The organism is Aerosakkonema sp. BLCC-F183 (assembly GCF_041929145.1).
Taxonomy (GTDB): Bacteria; Cyanobacteriota; Cyanobacteriia; order Cyanobacteriales; family Aerosakkonemataceae; genus Aerosakkonema.
Genome location: NZ_JBHFNU010000072.1, coordinates 32,783 through 57,336 on the forward strand (window position 1 = coordinate 32,783; position 24,554 = coordinate 57,336).

20 protein-coding genes, 3 tRNA genes and 1 pseudogene are annotated in these 24,554 nt (G+C 46.8%); 8 read left to right on the forward strand and 16 right to left on the reverse strand.

Translation table 11 applies throughout. The annotated features are described in order from the left end of the window. Positions 1–112: 112 nt before the first annotated feature. Positions 113–1,080 (reverse strand): annotated as a pseudogene (locus tag ACE1CD_RS21580) (phosphate/phosphite/phosphonate ABC transporter substrate-binding protein). Between the two features lie 215 nt (positions 1,081–1,295). On the opposite strand from ACE1CD_RS21580, the gene ACE1CD_RS21585 reads away from it, so the two are divergent. Together ACE1CD_RS21585 and ACE1CD_RS21590 are read left to right on the forward strand one after the other, a co-directional pair. Next, on the forward strand, positions 1,296–2,795 hold the full coding sequence (locus ACE1CD_RS21585; RefSeq protein ID WP_374826197.1) for an efflux RND transporter periplasmic adaptor subunit: 1,500 nt from the start codon (positions 1,296–1,298) through the stop codon (positions 2,793–2,795). Continuing rightward, positions 2,795–5,983, forward strand: a complete 3,189-nt coding sequence (locus ACE1CD_RS21590) for an efflux RND transporter permease subunit (RefSeq protein ID WP_374826198.1) — start codon at positions 2,795–2,797, stop codon at positions 5,981–5,983. The genes ACE1CD_RS21585 and ACE1CD_RS21590 overlap by 1 nt, the downstream gene beginning before the upstream one ends. On the opposite strand, the gene ACE1CD_RS21595 is transcribed toward ACE1CD_RS21590, so the two are convergent. Next, positions 5,976–6,191, reverse strand: coding sequence for a DUF2949 domain-containing protein (locus ACE1CD_RS21595; RefSeq protein WP_374826199.1), 216 nt, complete (start codon positions 6,189–6,191; stop codon positions 5,976–5,978). The two genes, ACE1CD_RS21590 and ACE1CD_RS21595, sit on opposite strands and share 8 nt — an antisense overlap. A 339-nt stretch (positions 6,192–6,530) precedes the next feature. Here ACE1CD_RS21595 and ACE1CD_RS21600 point away from each other — a divergent pair, with 339 nt between their 5' ends. Then, entirely contained in the window at positions 6,531–7,121 is a 591-nt protein-coding gene (locus ACE1CD_RS21600; RefSeq protein WP_374795300.1) for a pentapeptide repeat-containing protein, read from the forward strand. A gap of 89 nt (positions 7,122–7,210) precedes the next feature. Next, on the forward strand, positions 7,211–7,468 hold the full coding sequence (locus ACE1CD_RS21605; RefSeq protein WP_374795301.1) for a DUF1830 domain-containing protein: 258 nt from the start codon (positions 7,211–7,213) through the stop codon (positions 7,466–7,468). Between the two features lie 387 nt (positions 7,469–7,855). Here ACE1CD_RS21605 and ACE1CD_RS21610 read toward each other — a convergent pair whose 3' ends face one another. Together ACE1CD_RS21610 and ACE1CD_RS21615 are read right to left on the reverse strand one after the other, a co-directional pair. Continuing rightward, on the reverse strand, positions 7,856–8,245 hold the full coding sequence (locus ACE1CD_RS21610) for a Rid family detoxifying hydrolase (protein ID WP_374795302.1): 390 nt from the start codon (positions 8,243–8,245) through the stop codon (positions 7,856–7,858). A gap of 255 nt (positions 8,246–8,500) precedes the next feature. After that, positions 8,501–8,932, reverse strand: a complete 432-nt coding sequence (locus ACE1CD_RS21615) for an NUDIX domain-containing protein (protein ID WP_374795584.1) — start codon at positions 8,930–8,932, stop codon at positions 8,501–8,503. Between the two features lie 168 nt (positions 8,933–9,100). Here ACE1CD_RS21615 and malQ point away from each other — a divergent pair, with 168 nt between their 5' ends. Next, entirely contained in the window at positions 9,101–10,609 is a 1,509-nt protein-coding gene (gene malQ / locus ACE1CD_RS21620; protein ID WP_374795303.1) for a 4-alpha-glucanotransferase, read from the forward strand. Here the strand turns inward: malQ and ACE1CD_RS21625 are convergent. Further along, positions 10,606–11,406, reverse strand: coding sequence for a helix-turn-helix domain-containing protein (locus tag ACE1CD_RS21625; protein WP_374826200.1), 801 nt, complete (start codon positions 11,404–11,406; stop codon positions 10,606–10,608). The two genes, malQ and ACE1CD_RS21625, sit on opposite strands and share 4 nt — an antisense overlap. Before the next feature lie 56 nt (positions 11,407–11,462). Continuing rightward, on the reverse strand, positions 11,463–12,293 hold the full coding sequence (locus ACE1CD_RS21630) for a pseudouridine synthase (RefSeq protein ID WP_374795585.1): 831 nt from the start codon (positions 12,291–12,293) through the stop codon (positions 11,463–11,465). Positions 12,294–12,410: 117 nt separating this feature from the next. Between ACE1CD_RS21630 and ACE1CD_RS21635 the strand changes: the two genes are divergently transcribed. Then, positions 12,411–13,184: a DUF2993 domain-containing protein gene (locus ACE1CD_RS21635; protein WP_374795305.1), complete on the forward strand. Its 774-nt coding sequence runs from the start codon at positions 12,411–12,413 to the stop codon at positions 13,182–13,184. A gap of 5 nt (positions 13,185–13,189) precedes the next feature. On the opposite strand, the gene ACE1CD_RS21640 is transcribed toward ACE1CD_RS21635, so the two are convergent. The 8 genes from ACE1CD_RS21640 to ACE1CD_RS21675 form a co-directional block, all read right to left on the reverse strand. After that, positions 13,190–14,062 (reverse strand): phosphatidate cytidylyltransferase, encoded by an 873-nt coding sequence (locus ACE1CD_RS21640; protein WP_374826201.1) that lies wholly within the window; start codon positions 14,060–14,062, stop codon positions 13,190–13,192. A gap of 92 nt (positions 14,063–14,154) precedes the next feature. After that, the gene (gene cbiT, locus ACE1CD_RS21645) at positions 14,155–14,757 is read right to left on the reverse strand and encodes a precorrin-6Y C5,15-methyltransferase subunit CbiT (RefSeq protein WP_374795586.1); all 603 of its coding nucleotides are present in this window, start codon (positions 14,755–14,757) and stop codon (positions 14,155–14,157) included. 69 nt (positions 14,758–14,826) lie between these two features. Continuing rightward, positions 14,827–15,438 (reverse strand): prolyl hydroxylase family protein, encoded by a 612-nt coding sequence (locus ACE1CD_RS21650; RefSeq protein ID WP_374795307.1) that lies wholly within the window; start codon positions 15,436–15,438, stop codon positions 14,827–14,829. Between the two features lie 225 nt (positions 15,439–15,663). Then, positions 15,664–17,268 (reverse strand): TROVE domain-containing protein, encoded by a 1,605-nt coding sequence (locus tag ACE1CD_RS21655; protein ID WP_374826202.1) that lies wholly within the window; start codon positions 17,266–17,268, stop codon positions 15,664–15,666. 40 nt (positions 17,269–17,308) lie between these two features. After that, positions 17,309–17,446: transfer RNA gene (locus tag ACE1CD_RS21660), tRNA-OTHER, on the reverse strand. 14 nt (positions 17,447–17,460) lie between these two features. After that, positions 17,461–17,587, reverse strand: a tRNA-OTHER gene (locus ACE1CD_RS21665). A 245-nt stretch (positions 17,588–17,832) separates the two neighbouring features. Then, a tRNA-OTHER gene (locus tag ACE1CD_RS21670) sits at positions 17,833–17,962 on the reverse strand. A gap of 256 nt (positions 17,963–18,218) precedes the next feature. Further along, the gene (locus tag ACE1CD_RS21675; protein WP_374826203.1) at positions 18,219–19,709 is read right to left on the reverse strand and encodes a CCA tRNA nucleotidyltransferase; all 1,491 of its coding nucleotides are present in this window, start codon (positions 19,707–19,709) and stop codon (positions 18,219–18,221) included. A 100-nt stretch (positions 19,710–19,809) separates the two neighbouring features. Here ACE1CD_RS21675 and ACE1CD_RS21680 point away from each other — a divergent pair, with 100 nt between their 5' ends. Together ACE1CD_RS21680 and tsaB are read left to right on the forward strand one after the other, a co-directional pair. Continuing rightward, positions 19,810–20,058 (forward strand): Ycf34 family protein, encoded by a 249-nt coding sequence (locus ACE1CD_RS21680; RefSeq protein ID WP_190475250.1) that lies wholly within the window; start codon positions 19,810–19,812, stop codon positions 20,056–20,058. A 68-nt stretch (positions 20,059–20,126) separates the two neighbouring features. Further along, positions 20,127–20,771, forward strand: a complete 645-nt coding sequence (tsaB, locus tag ACE1CD_RS21685) for a tRNA (adenosine(37)-N6)-threonylcarbamoyltransferase complex dimerization subunit type 1 TsaB (protein ID WP_374826204.1) — start codon at positions 20,127–20,129, stop codon at positions 20,769–20,771. Positions 20,772–21,024: 253 nt separating this feature from the next. Here tsaB and ACE1CD_RS21690 read toward each other — a convergent pair whose 3' ends face one another. Together ACE1CD_RS21690 and lnt are read right to left on the reverse strand one after the other, a co-directional pair. Further along, on the reverse strand, positions 21,025–22,812 hold the full coding sequence (locus ACE1CD_RS21690) for a matrixin family metalloprotease (protein ID WP_374826205.1): 1,788 nt from the start codon (positions 22,810–22,812) through the stop codon (positions 21,025–21,027). Positions 22,813–22,861: 49 nt separating this feature from the next. Next, on the reverse strand, positions 22,862–24,466 hold the full coding sequence (gene lnt, locus ACE1CD_RS21695; RefSeq protein ID WP_374826206.1) for an apolipoprotein N-acyltransferase: 1,605 nt from the start codon (positions 24,464–24,466) through the stop codon (positions 22,862–22,864). Positions 24,467–24,554 lie beyond the last annotated feature (88 nt).

Consider the following 24,554-nt stretch of genomic DNA (forward strand, 5'->3'; position numbering starts at 1 on the left):
ATCAATCATCGATCGTTGGTCGCAATTTCAAATTTAAGATTGCAGATTTCAAATTGAATTTTTGCATCTGCAATTTGAAATTTGCAATCTGCAAATTCCCCATTAGCCCTTTTTACTGAATTCCTGCACGTTGCAGCGCCTCGCGCATAGGCTGTAAGTGAGCTGCGTGATCGATTTTCACCAATTTAGTCGAATTATACAAATCTCGCAGCAGTTGATTGTTTGCAGGCTCGTTCAACTTCATTAACGCATTGATAATTTTTTCTCGCGTAGCAGCGGGAACATCATCGTCAATAGAAACGCCGTGAGCAGGTACATTATTAATTGCATAAAGAACCCGCAATCGACTGCCTTCTGCCTCAGTTATATACGGAGGTTTCAGAGCATATTCCGACACAGCGGCAACATCGGCTTGCCCTCGCAGCACTGCTTGCAAAGCGCCGCTGTAGTTGCTGCCGTAGGAAACTTGACCGAAGAAACCGTTGAGACGATCGCGATTTTCCACCAATCCCAACTTCACCAATTCTCCCACTGGGAAGATAAATCCGCTACCAGAGGAGAAGTAAACGCCATTTTCTTTCCCCGCAGTTGTTGCAGGGTCCCAGCCGTAGCACCGCTTCTGAGCGGACTGTTGCTGGGCACAACAAACACAGAGCGATACGTATACCCACCCGAATAATTGGGGCGCACTTCTGCTAAATACAAGCGAGCGTTTGCCAGCTCCTCAGCTTTCAAAGCGGGACGGCTGCTCAAGAATGCTACATCCGCACGATTGGCTCGCAGAGCTTCTACAGCTGCTGTTTCATCTGCTACCATCGCCTCCACCGACATTCCCGTCTCCCGCGAGAGAAACTGCGCTACTGCATTCGCTTTTCTTTGCGCGTCTGCACCGTCTCCTCTAGCGGGGAGAACTATTGTCATACGATTTGCAGTTGCTTGCGCTAAAGGTTGTTGCACTCGATCGCTAGCAGTACGCTGCGCCATAGCTTGGGGCATTTTGTCAAGTGCGTTAATAGTAATACCTGTCAGCGCTAGTAAGGCAGCACCTGCACCCAGTAAAAATTTTTTCTTCAAAAGCATAATCAACTTTTTATGGAAACCGAAAAACTATTGCCAGTTTTTCTAGAAAAAATGGCAATAAGCACATACTAGAGTCTTATGCTTTTGCAAGCAAAAGTCAATAACTTTTGCCAAAATTACTCAATAAGCAAGGACATTACTTTAGGAATAGAGCGAAAAGCCAGTCTCCCCCGTATGCTATTAAAGTGTCAAGCTTTGTTACATTTCTTCTAAGCATGACACCCAAGCACTCTGGAAAGTCGGTCTTACATTCATCTGTGGGAAGGAAAAAAACTCGCCCGAAAAAAGTTTTGGCTTTCGCCCTATTTCCCTCGCTCCTGCTAGCTTTGAGCGCGTGCGGCAATGCGGAAAAAGTAGAAGCGGAGGCGCAATCTCAGCCATCTGGGGCTGCAAGGCCAGAATCCCGTCCGGCGGCAGTAGATGTAGCGATCGCCCGCACCGGAGTTCTGCAAGAGCCAACAACATACGTAGGCACCACCAGACCGATCCGCGAAGTCTCCCTGCGCTCCCAGGTAGAAGGACGGCTGCTCAACCTAGCCGTCAACATCGGCGATCCGGTAGCGCGAGGCCAAATCCTGGCGCAACTCGACGAAGCCTTGTTATTGACAGCCGTCACGCAAGCGGAAGCGGAACTAGCCGCCCGCCAGTCAGAAGTGGCACGCGCTCAAACGCAGGTGAGCAACGCCAAAGCAAAAGCCGAACAAGCAAGGCTGGAATCCCAACAGTCAAAGGTAGACACCAAGCGACGGCAATTCCTCTACCGGGAAGGAGCGATTTCCCAGCAAGATGCAGAATTGTCGCAAACAGCAGCTCGCACCGCCGAACAAGCCCTCCGCGCCGCCGAAGAACAAATTCGCACAGAAGAACAGGCGGTAGCCGCAGCTCAAGGGAGAGTCAAAGCACAACAAGCGATCGTGGCGCAAGCGCGAGAGCGCAAATCCTATGCCAGAGTGACATCTCCGATTAAAGGTGTAGTGTTGGAACGGGTGACAGAGCCGGGAAATCTGGTGCAGCCTGGGGGTGAAATCCTCAGACTGGGTGATTTCAGTAGCGTGAAAGTGGTGGTATACCTTTCAGAGTTGGAACTATCCAATATTAGAGAGGGACAGTCTGTGCAAGTGCGGTTAGATGCTTTTCCTAATTCGCCTTTCTCCGGAACAGTCAGCCGTATTTCCCCAGCTGCGGAGGCTTCCTCTCGTCAGGTGCCGATCGAAATCATCATTCCCAACAATAACGATCGCATTGGCAGTGGATTGCTGGCACGGGTGACTTTTGCCCAACTGGATAGGCCAAAGACGATCGTACCGCAAACGGCCTTATCGGTAGCAGGGGGGGGCAGGAGTGGGGGAGCGGGAGAGCGGGGGAGTGCGGAAGTGCGGGAGCAGGGGAGCGGGGGAGCAGGGGAGCAGGGGAGTGCGGGAGTGCGGGAGCGGGGGAGTGCGGGAGCGGGAGTGCGGGGGAGCGTTTCGCAGGGAAGAGTCCCCGATTCAGAGTCGATCGGGACTATTTTTGTAGCGATCGCGGAAGGTAGGCAAGGAACAGTTCAAGCCAGAAGAGTGCTATTAGGCGATCGCGCTAACGGCAGAGTCGAAATTCTTTCAGGGCTCTTACCGGGCGAACGTTATGTCGTTCGCAGCGAAAAGCCTTTGAAAGATGGCGATGCTGTGCGCTTGAGCGTTTTGTCGGAAACAGGCGATCGAAGGGAACAGCAGTAATGCAGGAAACAAAGACAAACAATTTTAGCCTCAGCGGACTTTCCATCCGCCAGCACATCGGCACCTTTATGCTCACCTTAACTGTACTGGTGCTGGGCATCTTTTTTCTCACCGAACTGCAAGTAGATTTATTGCCTTCCATCACCTATCCCAGGATAGGTGTGCGACTGGATGCACCGGGAGTTTCGCCAGAAGTGGGAGTCGATGAAATCACCAAACCTTTAGAAGAAGCTTTAAGCGCTACGGAAGGTGTGGTGCAAGTTTATTCCCAAACTCGCGAAGGACAAGTAAGTTTAGACTTGTTCTTTGAACCGGGTGGAGATATCAACCAAGCTTTGAACGATGCGACAGCTGCCTTCAACCGCGCTCGCAGCAGATTGCCAGATATTATAGAACAGCCGCGTTTATTCAAATTCGACCCTTCCCAACAACCGGTATACGAATTTGCCCTGCAATCTCCCTCCTTACAAGATGTGGATTTGCGCGTATTCGCCGATGAGGAATTGTCTCGCGAACTAGGTGTTGTACCCGGTGTCGCCGGAGTGGATGTGGCCGGTGGGGTGCAGGAAGAAGTGCGAGTTAAGATCGACCTCAAACGCTTGCAGGCGCAAGGTGTGAGTTTAACAAGTGTTTTAAACGCCCTGCGCGATCGCAACCAAGATATTTCTGGGGGACGTTTGCGGGGGGAGGATTCAGAACCGCTAACTCGCACGGTAGGGCGTTTTCGCGATGCGGCAGAAATTCGCAACTTATCTTTTGAAGTATCGGCTTCTCCCTCTCCCTCTCTTTCTTCTTCTCTACCTTCGCGTCGCGTCTACCTGCGAGAGTTTGCCGAAGTTATTGATGGTATGGAAGAACAGCGAGTGTTTGTTTTTCTCAACGGACAACCGGCAGTTAAAGTCAGCGTGCAAAAGCAGCCGGATGCAAATACGATCGAGGTAGTAGAAGGAGTTAAAAAACGTCTGGAAGAATTGCGAAAATCCGGTTTAATTCCGGAAGATATGCAAATAGTGACTACTTTGGATGAATCGAGATTTATTCAAAATTCGATCTCCAACGTCACAAGTTCCGGACTTAGCGGTACTGCTTTAGCGGCGATCGCAGTTCTCCTTTTCCTCGGTTCCCTGCGTCAAACTTTAATTATCGTCATCGCCATTCCCTTAGCGACTGTCGCGGCAATTATCTTAATGCAGCTATTCGGTCTTTCCATCAATGTTTTCAGCTTAGGCGGTTTAGCGTTGGGTGTGGGTATTGTGGTAGACAACTCGATCGTGATGATGGAGACGATCGCAGAAGGTGTCGGGATGACTCCCGGTAAAGATAGCAACACTCGTCTGAGTCCCAGAGAAGTGATCGATCGCTCAGAAAGCAGCAGTCGAGAAGTAGAATCCGCTCTGGTTGCATCAACAACTACTAACTTGGTTTCTGTGTTACCGTTTTTGCTAATTGGCGGTTTTTTCTCCCTATTATTCAACGAACTCATTCTCACAATTAGCTTTTCCGTAGCGGCATCGCTTTTAGTCGCTCTCACAGTTGTACCCGTCCTCAGTTCTCGGTTGTTAGCTGTACGTTGGTCGAGTGGGATGAGTAAATTTTGGCCGCTGCGAAAATTTAACGAGAGCTTTGATGCGGGGACAAACAGCTACAAAAATTTCTTATTTGGTATATTGCGGTATCGCATATTAGTAATAGCAACGGCATTCCTAATTTTGGGGGGTGGCAGTATTTGGTTGAGCGGTCAAATTCCCCAAGAAATTTTACCGCGCATCAATACCGGTCAAGCCAATCTCTTTGCCCAGTTTCCTCCCGGTACGACTGTAGAAACTAACCGCAAAGTGATGACTATTGTGGATGAGATTCTGCGCGAACAGCCAGAAACCGATTATGTATTTTCGACGGTGGGTGGTTTTTTGTTTGGCAGCAATACTTCGGCAAACCCCCTACGCGCTTCCAGTACTATATCGCTCAAACCCGGTAGCGATGTGGAAGCTTTTGTGGAACGAGTCACTCAGGAATTTGAAAAACTCAATTTAGCTGGAATTCGGTTGCGCCTCAGTCCGGGTCAAGTGCGCGGGATTATTTTAACTAACTCGCCGGTCCGGGGAGCGGAAATTGATATTATTCTGCAAGGAGAAGATGAGCGTTCGTTGCAACAAGCCGGACGGCAGGTGTTGGCGGCGATGGATAACGTTACTCTGGCAAGGTTTCGACCGGATGCAGACCCCCGACAGCCGGAAATCCAAATCCGTCCTGACTGGGAGAGAATTGCCGAACTGGGATTGAGCGTGCGGGATATCGGCGAAACGATCCAAACGGCGATCGAAGGTGAAGTCCCAACTCAGCTGCAAAGGGGCGATCGCTTGGTCGATGTGCGCGTACAACTCGATCGCCAATCTATCCAGCGTGCTTCCCAATTGGAACAGATACCTTTATTTGTCAGCAATAATTATCTCATCCGTTTGGGGGATGTGGCTAGGATTGAAGAAGGTCAAGCACCGGGAGAAGTGCAGCGGATTAACCAGCGACAGGTGTTTATCATTGCCGGCAGTCTCAGTAAGGGAGCGAATCTCAGCGAAGCGATCGCGCAGGTAAATGCGGTACTGGCAGATTTGCAATTACCCGATGGCGTTACCATCATACCCAGTGCTGCCGCCGAAACCAATCAGCAGTTGCAAAATACCCTCAAAGTTTTGGGGGGATTGGCGGCTTTCTTGGTTTTTGTAGTTATGGCTGTGCAATACAACTCGCTGATCGATCCGCTGGTGATTATGCTGACCGTACCGCTAGCTTTAGCTGGGGGAATTTTTGGACTTTACATCACACAAACTGCGATCGGCGCGACGGTTTTAGTCGGTGCGGTATTGCTGGTGGGGATTGTGGTCAACAACGCCATTATTATGGTGGAACTGGCGAACCAAATTCGGGATCGGGAAGGTTGCGATCGCACTACCGCGATTTTAAAAGCCGCTCCCCAACGCCTGCGACCGATTTTTATGACCACCATTACCACAGTTTTAGGGCTTTTTCCCCTTGCTTTGGGAATTGGCGAAGGCTCGGAGTTTCTGCAACCTTTGGGAGTTGTGGTCTTTTCCGGTTTATCCTTAGCGACTTTGTTAACTTTGTTTATTATCCCCTGCTTTTATACGCTGCTTCACGATTTCGCCAAGATTGGAAAATTGTTTAGTTGAGCGTGGCAAGCGGTTCTGCTTCCATCCAGTCAAACACGCGATCGAGTTGTTCCAATGTCACCAATCCATATTGCCAAAGCACCATCGGTAACAAACTTGGGTCTTGTTCGCCCTTCGCTTGAGCCAATGATATCCAATCGGGAGGAATCGCCAACTCATCCTCTAGGAAGTCCACCAAACGAGATTGCATTGTAGATTTCTTAAACATTTTTTTGTTAACCGCAAAACTATACACTATTTTTTGTAAATTTTTGCAACTTTTTCTCAGAATTACGCAGTTGCGGAACTGGAGAAATCTGCCCCAGTTCAGATCTCTTGCTTCGCCGAAAAGTTGGACGGGATGATTGATATCATTTCACCTTTGGCTGGCAAGAGCCCCCACTTCAAAGGAGAAGCAATGCTCTCGGATGGATAAGCGGGTCTTATATTCTACCAAAGCAGAACTCATTTCACAAACTCAGAGATTTGTTAATAAAGCTTAAAATAAAGGTTACAATAGTTTACATAAATTAACAACACCCTAAACCTACAAGGCCACGCACGCAAGATGAATGCTGATGAACTTTATCGGCGATACGCAGCGGGAGAAAGAGACTTTCGTCTTGTAAACCTACAAGGAGCGAACCTGAGTAACGCCAACCTGAGCGAGGCAAACTTCTGGAAAGCAAACCTAGTTGGTGCTAACTTGAGTAATAGCAACCTGCGGGGAGCTAAGCTGAGTGAGGCAGACCTAACGGGGGCGACCCTGTGGAGAGCAAACTTAACTGGCACAACCTTACATGGGGCCATATTAAGTGGTGCGATCGCCATCAGAGCAAACTTGGTCAAAGTAGACTTGAGCCAAGCATTGCTAGTCAGAACAGATTTGCGGTTAGTTAACCTAACTGGAGCCAGTTTGATTAAAACTAACTTAATGGGAACCGATCTGCGGTATGTAGATTTGACTGAGGCAGACTTGCGCGAGGCAAATTTAAAATTTACAGATTTGGCTGGGGCAAACTTGCGCGATGCAAAGCTGAGGTTCGCAGATTTGACTGGAGCAAATTTGCATCGGGTAAACCTGGCTGGTGCAGACTTATACGAGGCGAAGTTGCACAGGGCTTTTTTGCCTAATGAACTGACGCTCCGCACCATTTAAATCGAAATAGAATTGGCAAAGTAAGACTGTTTTTCGATTTTGATGCAATGGTTTTTTTACTATCTTGACATACTGGGAAACTTATATTTATGGCTGCAACAATAGATCTTCTACCTTTGACTGAGGATAAGCAAATACTTTGCTGCTACGTCAATGCCACTAGCCAGATTCAAATCGCTCGCATTGCCGATATTTGCGATCGCTACTTTGAACGTGTGGTTTTTCCAGGTCAGCGTCTGTTGTTTGAAGCGCTGCCGGACTCTCAACTGGAAATTCATACATCTCTGATGGCAACTGCAATTCTATCTGAGAAGATAGTATGCGCTAACCTGCGCGTCAATGAATAAATTCGCTCTTTCATAGCTCATCGTTAAAAGGAACGAGCAAAGTAGTTTTAAGGCTCTGAACTGTTTAAAGATAAGGGCGAGACTGTGACTTTGGGCAGAACTATTTATCGATGTAAATAAAGGGACATTTTTATCTAACATCATAGCTGAATTTATTTGAGATTGGGTTCATAATTATAGCATAATTTTATTTAATTGTAGGTTGGGTTGAGCGATAGCGAAACCCAACATTTTTTAAGCTTTTTTAGCTTCACCTCAACGCAATATCAAGCTCTTTCGGATTGACGATCGAAAATGTTCATTGATGTTAAAAATAATCAACGCGGTGGTGATTTACGGCACGGTAAGCTATTGCCCGTGCCTAACCCACCCTACGATTAGATAAATTTAAATCACCGCAATGCAATCAATTTCTACTAAAACATCTTTTGGCAAACGGGATACTTCAACCGTAGCGCGAGCAGGTGCTGTAGCTTCATCAAAATATTTAGCATAGACCGCATTCATGGCAGCAAAATCATTCATATCTGCCAGATACACAGTCGTTTTTACCACATTTGACCAATTAGCATCAGCAGCAGTTAAGATTGCTTCAATATTAGCCATCACCTGTTCCGTCTGTTTGGCAACATCATCGGTGTGGACAACATTACCGACTTTGGGGTCAATGGCAATTTGTCCCGCGACAAAGATTGTTTGACCGCTGGCGACAATAGCTTGATTGTAAGGGCCAACTGGTGCGGGTGCCGCATCTGTGCGAATAATTTTGCGAGTCATAGATATCACTGTTTCTTAGAAGTTTCAGACTGAAAGCGTTCTCCATCTGGCATTATCGCACCAGAAAGGTTTGCATTTTTAGTAATTGTTCTAGAAGTTCCTCTGCGTTGATATTTGGTATTGCGATCGCACCTTCATCAGTCTACCACCTAAGCTTTTTTTTATAACGCAAAGGACGCTAAGGAAAACGCCAAGTAACGCAGAGAAAAACTTAAACTTTGCGTACTCTGCGAAAACCTTTGCGAACCTTTGCGTTTAAAACAAACGAGGACGAATTCCATAATGTCGATAACGCCAATAATCCTGCAAAATCTTATCGTGATCGAAACATAAATTAGCAGGAATTCGCCAAGATTCAAAAATATCCATACCCTTGGCATCATCACCAGCATTCGGTGTACCCGTCGCCGTCGCGATAAACACAACGCTCATAGTATGCTGACGCGGGTCGCGATGCGGGTCAGAATAAACGTGGAATTGCTCGATCAGCTCCACCTGCAAACCGGTTTCTTCCTCTGCTTCGCGCCGCGCCGCCGTTTCAGCCGTTTCGCCATAATCGACAAAACCACCAGGAATAGCCCAACCGAGGGGTGGATTTTGGCGTTCAATTAGGACTATCGGTCGATGCGGGCGATCGATTAACTCAATGATGATATCGACTGTAGGAGTAGGATTACGATAAGTCACGCGCCAAAAAGTCTCAAATTTACGTTTGGTGAGGGTATTGTAGCCCGTCGATCGCTGACAAATCCAACCTCGCACCAAAGTTCTGGAGGAAAAGCCTCTGTGAAGCCGTGTTTCAGAGCTCCTACATGATAATCTCGGATCGTTTGCCATTTCTTTTTCAGGTTATTTATGCCGTTTCCCAGATCCAGTGGCATTTTGTTACACCCTACCTCTCTTCCCAGTCGCTTCGGTATTGGCGATTTGGGCATGGAAGCCTATCGTTTTGTGGATTTTTTGGCAGATAGCAAACAACGGTATTGGCAGATATTGCCTTTAGGGCCAACGGGTTACGGTAATTCCCCTTATATGTGTTTTTCCGCATTGGCCGGCAACCCCCTGCTGATTAGCCCGGAAAAGCTGCGAGACGAGGGAATGTTAAGTGAAGAAGATTTTTGGGGTTTACCGGAGTTTCCGGCTGATAAGGTCGATTACGAGCAGGTAATCAAAACTAAAATACCTCTACTCCGAAAAGCCTGCGAGAACTTTAAAACGAGGGTGTCGGAGTTTCACCAAAAGGAATTTACAGCATTTTGCCACAGCAAAGCTTATTGGCTGGATGATTATGCTTTATTCATGACTTTTCTGGATGCTCACGAAGGTGCTAGCTGGCATACGTGGGAACCAGAACTGGCCAAGCGCGATTTAGCTACGATGGATCGGTTGGGCCGGCAGCTAAATGCTGAGATTATTTTCCATAAATACGTTCAATACGAATTTTTCCGCCAGTGGTCTGAACTGAAACGCTATGCCAATATGCGCGGCATTGAAATTATTGGCGATATTCCTATTTATGTAGCTCATAACAGCGCCGATGTTTGGGCGCATTCCGAGAACTTTTGTCTGGATGAAGAAACGGGCGAACCGGCATTGATGGCTGGTGTACCGCCAGATTACTTCAGCGAAACCGGTCAATTGTGGGGCAACCCGGTTTATGACTGGGACAAATTGCAAAAAGATAACTTTCATTGGTGGCTACAGCGCTTTCAGTCAATGCTAGATTATGTAGATATAATTCGCATTGACCACTTCCGAGGATTCGAGTCTTTCTGGGTGGTGGAGAAAGGTGAAGAAACTGCCATCAACGGTGAGTGGGTAGAAGCGCCTGGAGCGGCTTTGTTTGAATTAGTGAGGGAAAAACTGGGCCGATTACCGATCGTTGCAGAAGATTTAGGTGTAATTACACCGGAGGTAGAGGCGCTGCGAGACAAATTTGAGTTTCCGGGGATGAAGATTTTGCAGTTTGCTTTTGGTTCTGGCACAGACAATCCCTATTTACCATTTAATTACGATCGCAACTGCGTAGCTTACACCGGTACTCACGACAACGACACCTCATTAGGTTGGTTCCATCACTTGTCCGAAGAAGAAAAGAATAACATCCTGAAGTATTTGGGCTCTACCAGCGATAAGGGGATTCATTGGGATTTGATCCGCGTAGTTTTCAACTCTGTGGCGAATCAAGCCATTATTCCCCTTCAGGATATTTTAGGATTGGGCAGCGAGGCGCGGATGAATAAGCCAGGAGTTGGTGAAGGTAACTGGGAGTGGCGCTATCGATCCGAGGCTTTGCGATGGGAAGACAGGGAATTCCTCAAGACTCTAACCGAAATTTATGGCCGCGCTCCCGTCTTTGATTAACCTCCAGGATTGGCTTTGAAACTCTTTGTTTGGGGGGTGCTGGAACTTCCCAAGGGTTCAGTTTGCCGTTCGTTAAATGTCACCAGCACTCCGCCGGCGTTACCGGCGCGGATAATCAGTTCTTGCTTTGCTACCCAAGTGCGCTGAGTACCTTCCGGCAGAGTGCCTTCAAATTCTTTTTTGCCGTCGGAGACAACCCGAATCCACGACTGTTCTTTGAGAGTAACGCTGACGCGCACAGGTTTGTCCGCGCCAATTAGATTTTTGTTGGAAGTCGAGCTGACAAGCGCTAAGTTTTCTGATTTGGGTTTCTCTGGCTTAGGTGGCGGTGCAGAGGCTGTTGGTTTATCCATTTTCTCTGCGTTCGCTTGTATAGCAGAGTTTTTCACGATCTGAGATAGACCGCTCACCGCACAGATCACCAAAAATATGTAAAGCAAGTAAAGGTGAATTGGTTTTAATTGAGCCCCCGGCAACTTTTGCCAGGAAGTTCCCATCGGCTGAAAGCTTCCTCCGGTGGGGAAGACGCTGGCGAATTCCGCTCCGTCCAAGCCGAGCGCATCTGCGTAGCGCTTGATGAAGCCCTGGATATATACTGGTTCGGGCAGTGGGTCTAGATTCCCTTCTTCGATCGCATTTAACAGACGCGCCTGAACTTTGGTCTTAGTTGCAACTTCGTCTAAAGACAGACTTTGTTCCTCTCGCAAATAGCGTAGGTAACTCCCCATCTCTGCTAGTTTCTCGGCTCGTTGTTTCTCAAGATAAGGAAGTAGACTCTCCTTTTTATTCCTCTTCATACGTTGCATTCCTTGACATCTGCTGGCAGTAGGGGTGAGTTTTAGCAAATTATCTGTTATCCTACAGGCTTCTTTGTGAAATCCTTCCTGGAGGGTTTAGGAAGTTTATCTGTTATCTGGCAGGTTTGTCTTGTGACATCAGATCCTGCTCTTTGTAAAAAATCGATTTCATCATCTTTGAGCGGACGGTATTGACCTGACAATAGGGGCTCCTGGGGTGTTTGTAATTGTATGGGGCCAACAGCAACGCGATGAATGTGAATTACTGGGTATCCCAGTGTCTCTGCCACTCGTCGAATTTGTCGGTTTCTGCCCTCTTCGATAACTATTTCCAAGAGAGTTTTGTCGCCGTTTGCCCGGGTTTTGAGTATTTTGACTTGAGCGGGTAAGGTTTTTTTGCCTGCTAGCAGGACTCCCTGACGCCAATTTTCCAGCACCTTTTGGGGGGGCTGACCATGCACCCAAACTTGATATTTCTTTGCTATTTTATGGCTGGGATGTAGCAAGCGGAACGTAAGCTCGCCATCGTTTGTCAATATTAATGCACCGGTGGTGTCGGCATCTAGGCGTCCTACGGGGTGGATTCCTGAGTTGAGCCGGAGTTCGGGCGGTAGCAGATCGAGAACGGTGGTGCGTCCTTGGGGATCGCTACAGGTGGAAACGACTCCAGCTGGTTTGTGCAGGAGCAGATAAATTAGCTTGGGCCGATTACCCATTTTGAGCAGTCTGCCATCGACCTCAATGCGATCGCTCTCGGCATCGGCTTTTTGCCCCAGATCGGCTAAGGTGCCATTGACGCGCACTCGCCCTGCCAGAATCATTTGTTCTGCTTGACGACGCGAGGCAATACCCCATTGCGATAGTATCTTTTGCAGCCTTTCTTGCATAGATGGACTGCTTGTACGCACTTGTGAGTGTTGATATGGAAGCTCTATCTTAGTAAACCTACAGGTAAACTATGTAGAAATATTACCCGAACAGAGCCTTAATCTTGATTTTTCTTTATGCCCTATGTTCCCTCGAACGAGTCTGAGCAACTAGAAAGCCTAAGTGACCTATCGTCCAAACAAAGTCGCATTATTAGCAAGGTGCTTTCGCCGGCTGTGCGACTGTGGCTGCGATCGCAGGTCGAGCAGGTCGAAGACCTCCAGGTAGATATTCAGGCGGGAGATCGCCTTCTCCTCACCGGTCACATTCCCAAAGTATCCCTCTCTGCTCACCATGCCGTCTATCAAGGGTTGCATCTCCGCAGCATTCAGTTAGTTGCAGAAACAATCCGGATAAATCTGGGTCAAGTTTTAAAAGGCAAACCACTGCGGCTGCTAAAACCTATCCCCGTCACTGGCGAGCTGCTGTTGGAGGAAGCAGATCTGAATGCTTCTCTCCAAGGTACTTTGCTGCCTAATGCTTTGACTGAGTTTTTGGTGACGCTGTTAAAAGCGAGTGGTGTTCAGAATTCCACTGAAGTTCTCCAAAATCGACAAATAACCTGGCAGGAGATTGCGATCGACTCTCGAGAAATCAAGCTGAGTGGCACTTTGACAGACCATAACAGACAAGATCTTAACTCCAGTCTCGCGATCCGCACTGGTGTAGAGCTATCCAGCTGCCACGAGCTGCTGTTTATCTCCCCCCAGATAGAAGGACTGCCAGGTTTAAAATTTCCACCTTTAGATAGTTTACAGCTGGACTTAGGCTCAGAAGTAAATATTCGAGAGCTTACCTTAAACAGCGGTCTACTTATTTGTCGCGGTAGCATTTTAGTCAGAACTGAGTGACTTTTTTAGGCCCTCTCCAGCAGTGGCAGCAGCAAAGTCACAAAGTAGTAGACCAAAGGTGCCGTAAAAACGTAGCTATCAGCGCGGTCTAAAATGCCACCATGACCGGGAATTAGTTGTCCGGAGTCTTTGACACCCGCATCTCGCTTCATCATCGATTCGGTTAAATCTCCCAAGAGGCTGGCGATACCGATGAGAAGTCCCAAAGCGATGCCGGTGAGAGGCCAACCCGGCCAATCGAGATACCAAGCGCCTGCTACTGCTACAGCTACGCTGGCGCTAACGCCAAAAGCGGCTCCTTCTACTGTTTTTTTGGGGCTGATGTCGGAAAGGCGAGTTTTTCCGAAGAATTTGCCGATGATGTATGCGCCAATATCAGCAGCCCAGATGCAGAGGAAGGCTAGGAGTATGATTTTCAGACCTTGAGGCAGGGTTTGCAGATTTGTCCAATTTTCAGGCCAGAAGCCACCTAAAGGTAAGTTGCTAGTTTGGGTGCTGTTGAGGGCTCGCAATCTTACCCAGTAGCTGGGCAGATAACCGCCATAAAATAAGCCCAAAATTGAAGAGGAAATATCTGCGATCGAAGCTAATTTGGGCTGAAAGAGAAGATAAAAACAAATAAATGTGCCGGCTACCGGAAAAACGGCGTCGGCTAGGTCGTAGGAAATAGTAGATACTAGCAGCAATACTTGACTGACAACCAGAGTAGTTTTGCCAGCCGGATCGATTCCCTTGGCTCGCGCCAGCTGAAAATATTCCAGCTGACCCAGATACACAATAATGGCAAAACATATGGTAAAGTACCATCCCCCTAAGAGAATCATTCCCAAAGCGAGGATAATTGCAACAATTCCGCTAAGTATACGAGACCAAGGCATGAGAAGATTTTGGATTTTAGATTTTAGATTTTAGATTTTAGATTTTAGATTTTAGATTAAATGCAAAGTCTAAAATCTCACATTTATTTGATTCAGTTTAGCTTTTCGCCGCTGAGGATAAACACGGGACTGACAGCGGCAAAGGTTTGATGGGTGCCCCGCGTCTCTAGGCGGTTGACAGCAGACTGTACGACTTCAACATTCCTAACCTGCAACTGGGCAAAGCTTTCTGAAATGGCGTAAAGACTCTCAAGATTGCTGGCGGTGGCAACTATTCTGCCAGACGGTAATAAATAATGCCAGACTTCCTTAAGGATTTCTTTGATGGGGCGTCCGCCTTCGATACAGACTCGATCGGGTGGAGGAGATAAATCTTTAAGGCAGTCTGGGGCACAGCCTTCGATAATTTCCACATTCGGGACTTGAAAGCGATCGCAGTTACGACGGATCAAACTGGCAACTTCCTCATCGCGTTCCACGGCGACAATTTTACCTTTGGGGCAGAGTAAGCCAGCTTCAACGGGAATAGTACCGGTGCCTGCTCCAATATCCCACAAAACTGTATTTGGCAACAATCGCAGGTAGGAGATCAATAGCAAGCGGACTTCTCGCTTGCTCAGGGGAATACCGGGCAAGCGATCGAACATTTCGTCGGGGATGCCGGGGGTAATGTAGGGCCAAAGTTCGTCAGGCATAGAAATCCTTGAGGCGATCGTACTGGGCAAAATGCCAGACACAACCCCACTTTAGCAATCTCTGGTCAATTACCGCTCTTTCCGGTGGAGAATCTCTATTTTGCTATACATTACGTCCGATCGCAGGACGTACTTTCGGCCATTTATTACAGGTGCGCCTTCGTGTCGCAGATGATGGACAAAGCACAGCGCCATCCCTGTTTTGGGAACTACAGGTATATCAAAGTGAGGATAGCGAAGATCGAAGCGAGTTTCCCCTCCCAAAAAGCCTTCATTCAGGTATATCATAAATGTTAAAAAACTTTCTTCGCCGTTGGGTCGTCGATAGGAACCATCGTAGTGGGGAGCAAACTGTTGACCGGGATCGTATCGATAGAAGCGCAGGCGTTCGTTAATGCCGATCGCATTTCTTCCCTCTATGTTAGCAGGAACGTGAGGAGCGATTCGATTCCACAAAAAAGTCGATCGTTCTGGGTCATCTAATATGACGCGATCGTTATTTCTGATATCCGGACGCATCTCGAATCCCCGACTGGTGGTGATGGGTGCAGCTGTGTAACCGATTTTTTCACTCAATGCGATATACTCAGCACATTCTGCGGGGGAAAGAATTTCTGAAACTGTAAAAATATCTGGTGTAATTTCAACTTTTTTGCGGCTAAGGGATTGATTGATTTCCATAAATTTTTTAATAGTTTAATGTGGCGGAGCAGGAATTGAACCTGCAAGGACTTTCGCCCGAAGGAATTTGACTCCTTTGCGTCTACCGATAACCCTCAATTCTGCGGCCTGTAAAGGCAAGGAACGAAAAAAGGGATTGTTGATTTCGCCACCCGCCACAAAATGAAGAAAATTTAGCTGCGGTCAGAAAAGCAGAGTTAGTGCTTTTCTAGAACCGCAAACTAATTATAACTCATCCGTTGCTAGCATTTGAATGACGCGAGGTGCGCCCGGATCGAAACCACCCATATCCCAAGAAAGGGGATCTTTCGGATCTACCAAAGTAATTCGGTAAGGTGCAAGCGTGACATACACTGCTTTGATATTCGGATTTACCTTTTGACGATATTCAGCTAATGCTTGAGATGGATGTTTGTAACCAGCCCAACTTTCGCTATCAGTCCAAAAACAAATAACATCTGCTTTGAACTTGTTATTAATCATCCAGTCATAAGCAACAGAAGCATCTGTTCCGCCAAAGTTTTGCTTGCTAGCTTTCGTCACAGCCGAACTAAAACTATCTTTGGCAGTAATACCCAAATCGCGGAACTCGGTAGAAAAACCGCGAATCATGTAGTTTTTCTCAGACTTGGCTGTTACTAATGCCATTGTTGTCGCAATTTCGCAATAGGTAAGTCCCACGGAATCGACGACACCGCATGACATAGAACCAGAAATATCGACGGCGTGCATGAACACTTTGCCTGTAGGTTCTACAACATCAAAAGATAGTTCAACAGCTTTTTCTAAGATATCTCCAATTCGAGGAACTGGGTTCCAAGTTTTCTGGCTGCGTCCCAATCTTCCACCAGATTGATAAGTTTTGAGAGCTTTCAAAACATCGATCGGGTGGATGCGACCTTTACGCAGGTGTTCTTTGTTGTTTAGAACCGATTCAACCCTGTCCAAATTAGCTTGTTCGTCAGTTCGCAAAACACCCAATTCAGTCAGCGAACCTAGATTACGCAGCATCGCGCCGATCGGCATTTGATTAAACAGCAATTGCCATGCTTGTTTATCCATTTTGCCGACAGGTGCGGCCATTTCGTGAGTTAAATGACCTTTGGCAATGGCTTCGTGGGTTTTATCTTGATTCCGCTTTAACCACTCGTACCACCAAATTTGAGCTAACGCATCAGAAGGTATTTCGTTTGGTAATTCTTGCCAACCTTTGACCACCCATTCAAATAGCTGTCGGTGGTTTTCTGTGGGTGGATTAACGTGGAATAACCGCAAAGCATCGCGATGGGAAAATCCTTGCCGCTGTTGATATTTCAAAAGTTGATAAGCCAATCCTTTGACATCTTCGCGGGATAGCCAATTTTTACCGACTTCGCGAATAACTTTGCCAAATCCGCGCAGAGATTTGGTATAATTCAGCCACTCGTAGAAATGACTGCCTGTGCGAACAACTTGGGGGAAGATTTCTTGAAATGCTTTTTTGGCTTCCGGTGCTTCTCCCATTGATAGTAATACTAGGGCAAAAATGGGAGCGCTGTTGTTGATTGAACGTCCATCGCTGGCGTAGAGAATTTCTTCTGCTACGCGGGTGGGATTTTCTGCGATCGCTTCCTTTACAACCTCTACAAAATCTTCTGTTAACTCTTGCTTTCCGGCATAATATGTGCTTTGCGCCGTACCGATTAACAGACAGCGACGCAGCATTTTCCAAATGCCAGCATCGAACATAAACCCGCCGCTACGTCCCTGGATCATCTCCGCTTCGCGTCCGGGAATAGGTTGAGTTTGTGGCGTTCCAGTCTTTTTTTGAGTGAAAAATTTATAATTCATTTTTTCATCTCCCGGCCTTTTCAGGCAAAATGAAAGAAAGGCGGCAGGGCAGGATTTGAACCTGCGACACATGGAGTCACGATAACCTTCAATTACTTCGGCCTTTTCAGGCAAGTTGGTGAATTAAAGACTACTGGTAAAACCAGTCCACTGCTCTACCAAACTGAGCTACCCGCCATGATGAAATTTTAGGTGGCAGGGCAGGATTTGAACCTGCGTCTCCCGCGTGAAAGGCGATAACCCTCAACTCGTCGGCCTTTTCAGGCAAGGGGTGAATTAAGGATGTTTTTGGTATTCTAGGCCGCTGAACTACCTGCCACATGAGAAGTCAAAAGTCAAAAGTCAAAAGTCAAAAGTCAAAAGTCAAAAGTTAAAAGTCAAAATAAAAAATTTATTTTGCTTTCTCTTTTTGGCGATAGTTTACCTTGAAAATGCGGTTTTTTGACTTGAATTGGTTAGGACTTACGCAAAGAAACCGGGTTTCTATGCAAAATCGTGGGTTTCTCTACTAGATATCGACGAAGAAACCCGGTTTCTGGCTTCTTCGTGCGTAAGTCCTGTTGATGTAGCAAGGCGAGATTTGAACTCGCATCTCGAAGCGAATTAAGGGGAGAAATCGTTAAAAGCGATAACCCTCAATTCTTTCGGCCCTTTCGGGCAATGTTTGCGCTCTACCATTTGAGCTACCTGCCACATAAAAAGTTTTAAATTGAATCAGTTTTGGAATTGGTGTAGCGGAACGGGATTTGAACCCGTATACCCGGACGGTGGAGCAGTTTCCTTCTAAGCTGTAATTTAAAGATAACCCTCAATTCTATCGGCCTTTGCAGGCAAGAAGCCGAACTAAGGAAAATTTTTGCTGCTCCGGTGGACGCTCTGCCATTTGAGCTATCCGCTACAACAAGGGTTAACTCCTTTGGAACATCACTTGTATTATTAATGTAGTACGTTTATTTTTCGGTGTCAAGTAGTTGAGAAGCAAAATTTATGGCTTCTGCTGGAGTGGAGATTTTATCCTCAATGCGTGCTATCTGAATTTCGGTGAGAAGTTGACCGATTTTGGGGCTAGGTTTAAGGTTGAGTGCTTGCATCAAATCGTTTCCGGTGACTAGCGGGGTGGGATGGGCGACTATATCGGAGGGGGTAAGATAGCGATCGCACAACGTTGCTATCTCTTCGACTGGTATCCCGACAGCAACAGCTACCAAAACTAAAGCGGGGAAGACAACTCCCACTTCCCGAAACATAAAATACTGCTCTCGCACAGACATCGGTGCTTTACGCAGTTGGGGTAAAAATTTGAGAATAGTATTAACAGCGCGAATTTCCGGAACGCTATACTTGATCTCTTTGAGAAAATCCTCAACTGAAGAATTCTCTACATGAATGTCAGCGCGAGTGTAGTTCAAACTGACTACTGGGGTAAACCTCACCCCCCTACCCCCCTCTCCGAGATCGGAGAGGGGGGAATTTTGCTCCCCTCTCCGTGGCGGGGAGGGGATGGGGGTGGGGTGTTCTTGTCTGGGGTTAAACTGTTCCCTGACATTCAACTCATCAATTTCCGAAAGGGAAATTTCTGGGATTAGCAAACAAGTAAGTTTAGCGATCGCCATCCAAGTACGCTTGGCATCTGCTGCTAATCCCGGTACGCCAGAAGACAATTCCACGCCAATTTGAGGCCAAATTTCAGCCAGTTTTGCACGACGGCGATCGATTTCTGCGACTAGCGCTAAATTAGTTGCCGTTACATCGTCGTGCAAAATCCAACGCAATATCCCATCTGACCAAGCAACAGTTAACCAGGGAGTTCCTTGAGGACTGCTGAGGAGATAACCTAATTCTACCCGCACTCGTTCGGCGGCGATTTGACCGAGTAAAGGTGCTAATTGACGAATAGTCGATCGCGTTTCATCCTCGATCGCAAAACCCAATTGGGCAGCTTGACGGTAAGCTCGTAATAAGCGCAACGGATCGTCTTCCAAATTGGCAGGCGATACCATACGGATAATGCCTTGTTGCAAGTCCGCATTACCTTGGAGAGGATCGATGAGTTCGCCTGTGTGGGGGTTAAAGGCGATCGCATTCACGGTAAAATCGCGCCGATGCAAATCTGTTTCCAGACGATCGCCTTCCTGTTGGGCAAAATCGGCTGTAGCATCTTTGAATACCACCCTGGCAATTTGTCGTTGGGCGTCGAGTACGACAAACCCAGCTTTATAATAATTTGCGATCGTTCTAGCTGTCTGCACCGCATCGCTGGGCACGATAAAATCCAGATCGAGATATTCTCGGCGTCTTCCCAAAAGGGCATCCCGCACCGCACCGCCTACCATGTAAATAGGCACCGGTAGCAATGCCAAACTAAATGGCCAAGTTTCCGGAGATAACGCCAAAAGTTCCCGATTTTCTGCCTTTGCGTCCTTCGCGTCTTTGCGGTTCATTCAATTCTCTTGCATAGATTGCAACAAAAATCAACCAAGCGACTAACCGATCGCTGTGTCGCCTAAGCTAGATTAACAGAAAAGCCAGTGGAGCTTTGTTATGTGTATTTGCATTAACTGCCATTATGTCGATCGCTGCACCACCTACCACGCGGTAGAAACGCAGCATCAGGTGCCTCACCTGACAGAAACGCCGGATTTTGAAGCTAACGAACCCAGCATTAACGTCAATATTCGTACCCGTGAAGATTATATTGAGATGGAGTGGGATGTTGTGGGTTGCCTCAGCTTTAAGCAGGAGACGGGTAAATGGGCGAGATTGCGTCCGGGCGAGTTGGTGCCAACTTGATGGCGATGCTAGAAGGCGACAATATGATGAGGCACGGTTAGGCCGTGCCTTTTGTACGATCTATATCTATGCAAAACTTTTTAGATCCGGGAAAATACGCCCTTGCCCTTCACACTACCAGTCCCGAAGTTGGTATGGCAATTAGCAATTTTGCAGATAATTCTCGCTGTCAAACTTGGGACTTGGGGACTGATTTATCTAGCTATTTGCACGCCCACTTAGCTGAATTTATCAAACCGCAAATCTGGGCTGAGTTGGGGTTTATCGCGGTTGCCAAAGGCCCTGGTAGCTTTACCAGCACTCGCATTGGTGTAGTTACTGCCCGTACCCTTGCCCAACAGTTAGATATTCCCTTGTTTGCGATTTCGACTTTGGCTGCTGTTTGCCATCAGTCATTAGCAACAGAGGTAAAAGAAAAGACGATCGCAGTTCAATTACCCGCCCATCGCGGTGAAATATTTGTCGCTATCTATGAAGTATTGCCAAATGGTTCCGGTTTAAATGAAGTATTGCCAGATACGGTAATGAAACCGGAAAAATGGCAAGAAACTCTGGAAAATTGGCCTAATTCCTATCAATTGATTGCAGCGCCAGCTAAACTTGGTGCATCTGTTTCCAGTTTGTTGGAACTCGCTTATTTAGATTGGCAAAAAGGATTGCGTCCGCATTGGTCGTCAGCGCTACCTTTTTACGGTCAACATCCGATAGAGTAGACCCCAGAAACCGGCTTGTAGCTTGTAGGTTGGGTTGAGGAACGAAACCCAACTTATTAGCTAACCTTGTAGGTTGGGTTGAGGAACGAAACCCAACTTATTAGTAGCTTGTAGGTTGGGTTGAGGAACGAAACCCAACTTATTAGTTTGGTGGCGTTGGGTTTCGCTCTACTCAACCCAACCTACTATTGATACTAACCCACCCTACGAATAGATCGGTTTATATTCTCACCATAAAAACGGGAGGCACTAATCAAACAACAGTGAAATTGGCTGCTGTCAGAGCGCCATTATGGAAGATAGTAATTGTGTTCTCTGCACTCAGCGTCACGATAGAAAACCGACCGCCATCATCAGTCGAACCGCTGCTAGTAATTGCCCCGAAAACATTAGCACCGCTAGTGAAACCAAGACTGCGAGCTACTTGTACAATATCATCGGCTGCGACAAAATCACCAATGCGATCTTGACCTGCTTCAAAGATAAATCGATCTCGACCAGCACCGCCAAAAAGGTCGTCATTGCCGGGGCCACCTATTAGCAAATCGTCTCCCAAACTCCCTGAAACCTGATCGTTTCCTCTATCGCCGAAGAGAATATCGTCGCCATCTTCTCCTGAAACAATGTCATCATCAGCACCACCCCTGAGCAAGTCAACACCTGCATCTCCAAGTAAGTAGTCTTTGCCTGCATTACCGTTAATGACATCAGATAGAACCGTACCAAAAATTGTGTCATCATTAGAAGTCGATATCGGTGATAGCGAACCTTGCGGTTGAAAGTTGGTAATTCGGTAGCCAATATCGGCTAAAAGTGCCAAATCTAATCGTGTCGGTGTAATGCGAGTATCCGGGTAGGTCGGGTCCATTAATACTGGTTGACCGTCGCTTAAAACACCATTTTTTACATGGCCTAAGTCTTCTTCAAGCGGAACTGGTTGACCTCCATTAGCAGCTACGGCATTGGGGCCTTTAAAGGAAGCTCCGGCACCTAATTGTTGAAAAATTTTTGATGGCCCAATTCCCAAAATATGCCCGATTTCGTGCAAAGCAACGCTGAAGAAATCGGTGGTTCCGTTAGGAATATCATTAGATGTATTGGGTGTGGGATCGAAAAACCAGTTTGTTGCGGAACTGAATGAGAGATTACCGGCAAAGGGCTGAAATTTAGACCCATTTAACCTGGCATTGTAAATACTTCCGTCAGCATCGTAACCTTCAACTGATGATGCGGCCAAAGCGTCTGTAGCATCACCAAATGGTGTAGGAGCAGCGCCAACGTAAATTCTCAGGTCGTCAATGTCAGATGTTAAAGTAACTTCCTCAAATCCTCCATTTTGAGGGTTAGCTAAGCTAAATTTAGTGCCTGTAAGGACATTTTTAAATTCGTCTTGGATGTAAGATTCCCAAACATCGGCGGCGGCTTCTAAAAGAGTTCTTCTTTCTGGGTTATTAAAGAAACCATTGGTATCGAAACTATAGTCAAACTGAATGTTGAAACTATTTGTAAGTACACCCGGGCGATTTTCGTTTTTGCCGTACAAAATATAGTGTTCAAATGCAGAAGTTTCTCCTCTGCTTACAGCAGCAGCAACATCTGGATTTTGGCTGAGATAAAGACTGGTATTAAATCGAGTGCTGGGGTCGCGACCTTCTCTAGTGCCATACTGAAGGAAATGATCGTAGGCGCTGCGAAGGGTGCCGTTGTTTATAGCTGGTGCGATATCTGGATATCGGCTGAGGTAATAACCGCTGTTAAATTCTGGTATGGGGTCGCGACCTTCCCTAGCACCAAACTGAAGGAAATGGTCGTAGCCGCTGCGAAAGGTGTTGTTGTTTACAGCTGCGGCGACATCGGGATACAAGCTGAAGTAATAGTTGCCGTTAAATACCTGACTGGGGGCACGGTTTTCTCTGGCACCAAATTGAACGAAATGATCGTAGCCGCTGGTAATTTGTCCTTTGAGAATTGCACCAAAAACATCTAGGTTGTTGAGACGATAGAAGTTTTCGTCGAAATAGGTGTTGAGAGGAAGTGTCATAATGAGGGGCTAGGTACTGGGGATTAGGGAAGTGGGGAGGAATTAGCAATTATTCATTATCATTCTTCTTTTGAAGAAGATATTGTACTGCTGGAGTAAGAGTGGCGAGTAGTAACAAAAGGGGTGTTAGCCAATCTCCCCAACGAACATATAAAGTTTGACTTTGCCGCCGATAAATTGTTGCCGCATGAAGTTCAAAAGTATTAATTTTGGATAACCACTGTGTTCTGCCGTGGGGGTCGATAATGCCTGAATAGCCTGTGTTTGTGGCTCTTACAGCCCAGCGATCGGTTTCGATCGCTCTCATGATATCCTGAGCGTGGTGCTGGGCCATCATCGATTCCTTGTAATGGGCATCGTTAGAAGCGCTGAGGATAAATTGGCCGCCATTGGCAGCTTGTCGCCGGAAAAGCTCAGAAAAGGCAGAATCATAGCAGATTCCGACAATAGCACGACCGAAGGGTGTATCGAACACCTGATTTGGTTTTCCGAGAACTAGGTGGGCGTCCAATGGGGAAAGCTTATCGATGAGGCTTCCCAAATATTCCTCAAAGGGGATGTATTCGCCTAAAGGTACTAATTTTACTTTGTCGTAACGGCTGAAAATTTCGCCTGTGGCTGTGACGGTAAACAAGCTGTTGGTTAAATTGCGCCCTGTCTCGCCAAAACCTCCCACCCACGCAACTGCGCCTTTTTCCAAAACGGCTGTATAAAAGGAACGCGGAATTCGATCGAGATTTGTCCAGATAAAAGGTAAAGCTGTTTCTGGTATTAAAACTGCATCAACTCCCTTATCCGCTAGGGTACGATAGCCGATGGTGTAGCCTTCAATAGCGCGATACCATCCGGCGGAATTGAATTTGATTTTGTTGGGAATATTGCCTTGGATGATGCCGACTTTTAATGCTGTTGCCGACGGTTGAATTAACGGACGGTTGTATAGCACAAAACCGATAATATGTAAACCTGCTAAGAAACTAATTACAATAATTAATTTAGAGAAAATTACTTTATCAAAATTATTTTTTTCTTTGTCAATGACCAATTCGGCAATTAATCCATTAACGGCAACAATTGCGGCTGTGATGGTGTTGGGCCCGGAAATTTGACCGAGGTGCAAAATGGCGAGATTGTGGGGACTTTGGGTGTAGGAAAGAGATGTCCACCACAAAGAACCGGAACTCCAAAAACTTTCTAAACTGCACCATAAGGCTGTGCCGATAAGGAGGCGAACTAAAGTATTTTGGATTGGGGATTTTGGATTTGGGATTAGATCGACAATAGTTCTAAATCCAACTGCCCAAACGGTGACTAATGCTGCTCCCCAAAGGGTGATAAATGTCCAGCAGAATATTGTAATTAGTAAGCTGGGTAACCAAGGAACTCCCAACCAGGTCATGGGGTGAATGCCAGTTATCCAAAATAAGGCTGTGCCGTGATAACCAATTCCCCAAAATAAAGGCAAAAGTAAAAACGTAAATGGGAAAAAAGATAATTTTCCTTTTTTTTCTTCTACCTTTTTTCTTTCGTAATTGACAACCAAAACCCAAAGGGGAACTAGGGCGATCCACGCCAAAGGCCAAGCATTTACTGGCGCGGTTGTCAATCCCATTAAAATGCCGCTAATTAAAGCGATTCCCAAACGCAATGCCATTTTTCTAGGGGTTAGGGGCTAGGGGTTAGGGGAAGAGGGAAGAGGGAAGAGGGAGAGGGAAGAGGGAGAGGGAAGAGGGAAAATATTA

Bases quoted from the DNA above. Each gene is read 5' to 3' on its own strand.
- ACE1CD_RS21585 (WP_374826197.1), top strand. From the start codon at position 1,296: ATGACACCCAAGCACTCTGGAAAGTCGGTCTTACATTCATCTGTGGGA.
- ACE1CD_RS21590 (WP_374826198.1), top strand. From the start codon at position 2,795: ATGCAGGAAACAAAGACAAACAATTTTAGCCTCAGCGGACTTTCCATC.
- ACE1CD_RS21595 (WP_374826199.1), bottom strand. From the start codon at position 6,191: ATGTTTAAGAAATCTACAATGCAATCTCGTTTGGTGGACTTCCTAGAG.
- ACE1CD_RS21600 (WP_374795300.1), top strand. From the start codon at position 6,531: ATGAATGCTGATGAACTTTATCGGCGATACGCAGCGGGAGAAAGAGAC.
- ACE1CD_RS21605 (WP_374795301.1), top strand. From the start codon at position 7,211: ATGGCTGCAACAATAGATCTTCTACCTTTGACTGAGGATAAGCAAATA.
- ACE1CD_RS21610 (WP_374795302.1), bottom strand. From the start codon at position 8,245: ATGACTCGCAAAATTATTCGCACAGATGCGGCACCCGCACCAGTTGGC.
- malQ (WP_374795303.1), top strand. From the start codon at position 9,101: ATGCCGTTTCCCAGATCCAGTGGCATTTTGTTACACCCTACCTCTCTT.
- ACE1CD_RS21625 (WP_374826200.1), bottom strand. From the start codon at position 11,406: ATGAAGAGGAATAAAAAGGAGAGTCTACTTCCTTATCTTGAGAAACAA.
- ACE1CD_RS21630 (WP_374795585.1), bottom strand. From the start codon at position 12,293: ATGCAAGAAAGGCTGCAAAAGATACTATCGCAATGGGGTATTGCCTCG.
- ACE1CD_RS21635 (WP_374795305.1), top strand. From the start codon at position 12,411: ATGCCCTATGTTCCCTCGAACGAGTCTGAGCAACTAGAAAGCCTAAGT.
- ACE1CD_RS21640 (WP_374826201.1), bottom strand. From the start codon at position 14,062: ATGCCTTGGTCTCGTATACTTAGCGGAATTGTTGCAATTATCCTCGCT.
- cbiT (WP_374795586.1), bottom strand. From the start codon at position 14,757: ATGCCTGACGAACTTTGGCCCTACATTACCCCCGGCATCCCCGACGAA.
- ACE1CD_RS21650 (WP_374795307.1), bottom strand. From the start codon at position 15,438: ATGGAAATCAATCAATCCCTTAGCCGCAAAAAAGTTGAAATTACACCA.
- ACE1CD_RS21655 (WP_374826202.1), bottom strand. From the start codon at position 17,268: ATGAATTATAAATTTTTCACTCAAAAAAAGACTGGAACGCCACAAACT.
- ACE1CD_RS21675 (WP_374826203.1), bottom strand. From the start codon at position 19,709: ATGAACCGCAAAGACGCGAAGGACGCAAAGGCAGAAAATCGGGAACTT.
- ACE1CD_RS21680 (WP_190475250.1), top strand. From the start codon at position 19,810: ATGTGTATTTGCATTAACTGCCATTATGTCGATCGCTGCACCACCTAC.
- tsaB (WP_374826204.1), top strand. From the start codon at position 20,127: ATGCAAAACTTTTTAGATCCGGGAAAATACGCCCTTGCCCTTCACACT.
- ACE1CD_RS21690 (WP_374826205.1), bottom strand. From the start codon at position 22,812: ATGACACTTCCTCTCAACACCTATTTCGACGAAAACTTCTATCGTCTC.
- lnt (WP_374826206.1), bottom strand. From the start codon at position 24,466: ATGGCATTGCGTTTGGGAATCGCTTTAATTAGCGGCATTTTAATGGGA.